The organism is Burkholderia sp. E168m22 (assembly GCF_001319805.1).
GTDB classification, from domain to species: Bacteria; Pseudomonadota; Gammaproteobacteria; order Burkholderiales; family Burkholderiaceae; genus Burkholderia; species Burkholderia orbicola.
This window is the reverse complement of the sequence record NZ_BBSK01000081.1, coordinates 1-5,470: the sequence shown is the minus strand read 5'-3', so window position 1 is coordinate 5,470 and position 5,470 is coordinate 1. Positions and strand designations below refer to the sequence as shown.

The following is a 5,470-nucleotide window of genomic DNA, read 5'->3' as shown; positions in this document are numbered from 1 at the left end:
GAACTGTCGTCGCGCGGCTTCAGCTACAGCGTCGGCCTCGCGCAGGTCAACGAACGCAATTTCGCGAAATACGGGCTCGACGAAGCGACGATGTTCGAGCCGTGCCGCAACCTGCAGGCCGGCGGCGCGATCCTGACCGAATGCTTCGCGCGCTCGTCGGGCACCGGCCGCGCCACGCAGGCCGCGTTGCGCGCGGCGCTGTCGTGCTACTACAGCGGCAATTTCACGACCGGTTTTTCGAGCGGCTACGTGAGCCGCGTCGTCGCGAGCGCGCAGCGCAATGCGCGCGAAGGCGGCGTCGAACCGATTCCCGTCGTGAGCGACACGACGCCGGCGCGGCAGCGACGCATGGACGCGGTCGCAACCACGCCGCCCGATCGCGCGCGCAGGCTGCCGTTGCCGGCCGCTTCCGCCGACGCACCGTCGTGCCATGCGCGCCCGGTCGTGATGATGTGCCGCGGGCTGCCGGCGAACCAGGCGAAGCGGCTCTGCGTGCGGTGTCTCGATCAGTGACCGCATGATCGCGCGCGGCGCCGTGCGTACGCGCCCGCGCCGCTTTCAGGGGTCCGAACGACGACGCGCGGCGTGGCTGCCGCTCGCCGCGCGCATCTCGTAGCCCGCGCGACGCCTGGCCGCCGACCGCTTCCTGCCGCTACGAAACAGCGGCGTTCCCGCTGCCGGGTGCGTCCGTACACTCGAACGATCACGTCGCGGCGTGCAGGACGCCGCACGTGCCGCGCATCGCGCGGCTCAACGGAGACGAGCATGCTGTTGATCGACGGACTGGGACTGGGTGTCAACTGGCAGCGCTTCCTGTCGGAAACGCTGAATCTGGTCGTTGCACCGCCGCCCCCGCCTCCCCCGCCGCCGAAGAAGGACGACCCGGCCGCCGGGCCGGCGAACCCGACCGCCGCCCCGCCGATTCCCGTCACCGCCTCGCTGGCCACCGATCCGTCGAAGCCGACCAACGCCGAGATCCAGTCCGCGACGTCGCTGATCCAGAGCATGGCCGCGCAATATACGGCGCCGCCGCCCGACATCACCGTCGAGAACGACAAGACGCGCGCGGTACAGAAAGCGATCCAGGACGCGCAGACGAAGTACGACAACGCGTCGCAGACGCTGCAAGGCGCGCAGAACGTGCTGCATCTGGTCAACCGCGATCCCGAGTCGACGGCCGACGACCGCAAGACCGCGCAGGCCGACTACGCGAAGGCGCGCACGACGGCCGACACCGCGCAACGCGAGCTGAACGTGACGACCGACGCCGGCTACATGATCCTGTACGGCGAACAGGCGAATGCCGACATGCCGGCCGGAATGAAGATCGACGATTCCGGCAAGGTGACCGACCCCGGTGACGCGCAGCACGCGGCCGACCAGCAGTTCAAGACGCTGCTGGACGCCTTCCCCGATCATGCGAACGATCCGAACTGGGTGCCGCAGCCGGGCGACTGCAAGAACCCGCTGCAGATCCGGCTCTACGACGACTGGCAGACCGCGAGCGCGAAGGCGGCCGTGGGTGCGTCCAAATACTTCGCGGACGTCGCGAATTCCAACCTCGCGTATACGCAGTTCCAGTCGTACCTCGCCGATCCGGACTACAAGGCCGCGCTCGATGCAGGCGTCGGGCGGCTGAACGACGCGCTGCAGCCGCTGGAGCTGCAGGTCACGATGCCCGATGCGCCCGCTTCGCAGGATGCCGCACAGCAGGCCGTCACGTCCGCCGCGAAGGATGCGAACTATGCGAACGCCGCGTACGGCGCGGCCAACGACAGCCTGTCGCTCACGAACGCACAGCAGCGCTACGATTCGGCCAGCGGCAAGGAAGGACCGACGGTGATCGTCCCGAACGCCGTGTCGGACGCGAAGACCGCGCTCGCCCGCGCGCAGACGGCCGCGAACACGAGCGGCGGCTATCTGCAGATGCTGTCCGCGCAGCGGCAGGTCGACACGCTGCAGGCCGACTATACGAAGAAGCTGGACGCATCCAGCGCGTGGCACAAGGCCAATCCGCACGCGATGATCAAGGACCCGCAGGTCGATCTGGACCTCGGCGATGCGTATGCGAAGCTCGATCAGGCGAAGCAGCAGGCGAGCATCGCGCACGACGGCTTCGTCGTCGCGTATGGTGCGACGCTCGCGCAGCAGTACGACGATCAGGCGTCGCAGATCAAGGCGCGGGTGAACGCACAATCAGTATTCACGAAGCCCACGCTTCAACCGCCGCTGCTGACGCCGTCGCTGTCGACCGCGAACGGCCTGCCGGGCCTGCCCGCATCGTCGTTGTCGACCGCGACGTCGGCCGCCCCCACCGGCACGCCGACGCTGCCGAGCGCGTCGCCGCAGGCCTCGCCGACGTTGCCCGGGTCCAATGGCGCATCGTCACTGCCCGCGTCGCCGCTGCTCGACAGCCCGTTCCTGCTGCCGCAGTCGTCGGGTCCGTCCGCCGCGCAGGCCGGCCCGACGATGCTCGACGTGAAGCGCATGCAGACCGTTGCGGGCGCGATCCGCGCGGCCGACAGCCGGATGTCCGATTCGGTGAACGAGCGCGCGACCCAGCTCGCGCTGTCGCAGGCGCACATCAAGCAGACGCAGGCGAAGAGCACGCTCGAGTCGGTGCAGAAAAAATACGACGACTGGGCAGCCGCGAATCCGCCGCCCATGCGCTTTCGCACCGTCGCGGGCGACGACATGATCCCGGCGCCGTCGGCGCCGCGTCCGAACCTGTATCAGGTCGAGCTCGACAAGGCGAAGGCGGCCGTCACGCAGGCCGACAACGCGGTGCAGCGCCTGCAGCTGCTGAGCGAGACGTCGCACCAGCAGGTGCTGATGGACCGGTTCGACGCCGGCCTCGACGAACGGCTGCGCTATGCGGCGCCCGGTTCGGACGCCGAGAACGACTACAAGAAGGCGCTGCACGATTTCTACGAAGCGCATCGCGGCGAGTTGTCGAACTCGCTGCTCGACGCGGCCAGCGCGAGCACGAACAACGGCGGCACGATCGCGTTCGGCAAGCTGACCGACAACGAGCAGCGCAACCTGATCGGCGTCGCGCTCGGCATGCAACCCGACGTCCAGAACGACGCGGCGTCGGGCGACGATTCGGACCCCGTATCGCCGACGAAGGACGACGTCGCGCGCTACACCGACAAGGACAAGCTGAAGACGATCAACAGCGTGCGCGACAAGCTGCTGTCGATTGGCGGCGGCGCGACGACGCAGGTCAGCGTGTTGCCGATGGTCTACGCCGCCAAGGATGCCGGCATGACCACCAGCGCGCTGTTCAAGGTCAGCGGCAAGGACGGCACGCAGTACGTCGACGAGACGGCAAGCAACTACGACGACATCAACGATTACATCGACAACAACGAGCTGTCGACGGACGGCACGGTCGACATCGCGACCGGCCACAACGCGGACGGCACGCTGCAACTCGTGTCGAAGGCCGCGCATCACGAAAGCGGCTTCGACAGTTTTCTGAACACGCTGACAAGCACGGGCCTGAACATCGGCATGATGGTCGGCGGAATGGCGCTCGAAGGCCTCGGCACGCTGCTCGACGGCACCGGCATCGGCGCGATCGTCGGCGTCCCGCTGAACATCCTCGGCGCGGGGATGATGTACACGGCGATCGGCGCGACGATGACGAGCGCCGGCCTCGATCTGGCCAACCGCGCCGACCACGGGCGCAGTCTCAATCCGTTTACCGACGCGGGTGCGCGGGCCGACTTCATCAACCTCGTGCCGATGGGCGCGGCGGGCGCCGCGAAGCTGGCCGGCAGCAAGCTGTTCACGCGCGCGGTCACGGCGCTCACGCGCACGCCGAAAGTCGCGTCGGTGCTCGCCACCGGCGCGCGGACCACCGCGGTCGTGACGGGCGTGGGCGGCGCGGTCGAGGCGTTCGGCGAAGCGGGCTACGAGTATTTCGTTACCGGCGACAAGAAGGCGGCCGGCGAGCAGCTCAAGTCCGGGATCACCAACGTCGCGTTGATGGCCGCCGGCGGCCTCAAGGAGCGCGCGGTGACGTCGGTGCGCACGCGCATCGGCCAGCCGGTGCCGATCCGCGGGGCCGACGGCAAGACCGTCAGCGTCGACAGCCAGACGATCGGCCGGATCCTCAACAGCGGCGACGCGTCGTCGCTCGCGGCCGGTCGCACACGCGTGACGCTCGACGGCGAAGCCGTCAAGGTGTCGCCCGACGGCACGCTGCGGGTGGGCGACAAGGTGCTGACCTACGACAACACGCCGATTCGCGTGCTCGACCGCGCGTCCGCGAAGCGCCTGCCGCCGGGCAAATCGGTGGTGCTCGGCGAGGACGGCACGCTGTCCGTCGTATCGGTGTCGCCGAAGGCCTGGACCAATGGCACGCGTGTGGACGACGTGACCGGCACCGGCGAGCGCATGTCGTTCGGCCCCGACGGCGAGATGAGCGTGACGCCGAAGATCGTCGCGAAGACGCCGCTCGACGTGCTGCAACACGTGCTCGACCAGGCCAGCGACGCCTACCGGCAGACGGTCGCCGGCGCGCAGGCGCCGCGCCGCCTCGCGCAGACGGCGGCCGAAGGCGAAGCCGCGAGCGTGTCCGCCGACGCGCGCAGCACGCGCCGCAACAGCGAGGAACACGCCCGCGTGCAGCAGCAGCGCGACGAAACCGATGCCGAACGCAGCACGACCGCGAGCGCCAACCGGCGCAGCGCCGACACGCAATCGATGCGCTGGCGGCCCGTCGCGGCCGACGAGCCGGCCGGCCCGGGCACGCGGGCGAAGCCGGACGGCGCGCCGCCGCGCGTCAACGCGAAGGTCGTCGATCTGACGGACGACGCGCCCGTCGCGCGCGCGGCGACGTCCGATCCGGCCGGCATCGCCGTGCCGCGCGGGCCGAGCGCCGAGCCGATGGACGTCGGCGATCGCACGGTCTACGTGGTGCGCAGCGGCGCGACACCCGACGCGCCGGGTGCGCGGCCGCCGTCGCCGCGCCCGCAGGATTTCGAGGAACCGGTGATCGTCGTCGCCGGCGAACACGACGCCGCGCTCGCACCCGAGCTCGCGAACCGCTGGCAGAAGCCCGTCTACGCGGCCGCGCCCGACGCATTCGGTGCGGACGGCCAGCTGCGCGCGGGCGCGCGCGTGCTGCGCTTCGATCCCGCGCCGGAGACGGTCGCGGCGGCCCATGAAACCGGCCTGCCGGACGGCATCGCGCCCGACGAAGCGCCGCAGGCCGCGCCACGCGCGGCCGCCGACGACACGGTGATCGTGCTGGCCGGCAAGCGCGGCCCGAACGACCCGGCGATGCCGCGGCCGGCCGCGCCGCCCGAGCCGGTCAATGCGCTCGATGGCGTGTTCAGCGCGCCGAACCGCGTGCTCGTGCTCGTCAAGCCGGAACGCGCCGGCGCGCCCGAGCGGATGGCGGAACGCGACACGGCCGCGGCCGACCGCGGCACGCGCGCGACCGACGACGCGCACGGCC

Annotated in this window: 1 protein-coding gene and 1 pseudogene; both read left to right on the top strand. The window is 70.4% G+C overall.

Going from position 1 to position 5,470, the window contains the following annotated elements; all coding sequences use genetic code 11:
• The coding region (locus AP428_RS18045; RefSeq protein WP_156349332.1) for a lytic transglycosylase domain-containing protein at window positions 1-513 on the top strand (513 nt) is incomplete at its 5' end.
• 252 nt (window positions 514-765) lie between these two features.
• Window positions 766-5,470, top strand: a pseudogene (locus AP428_RS18040) (LWXIA domain-containing protein); the annotation flags it as partial.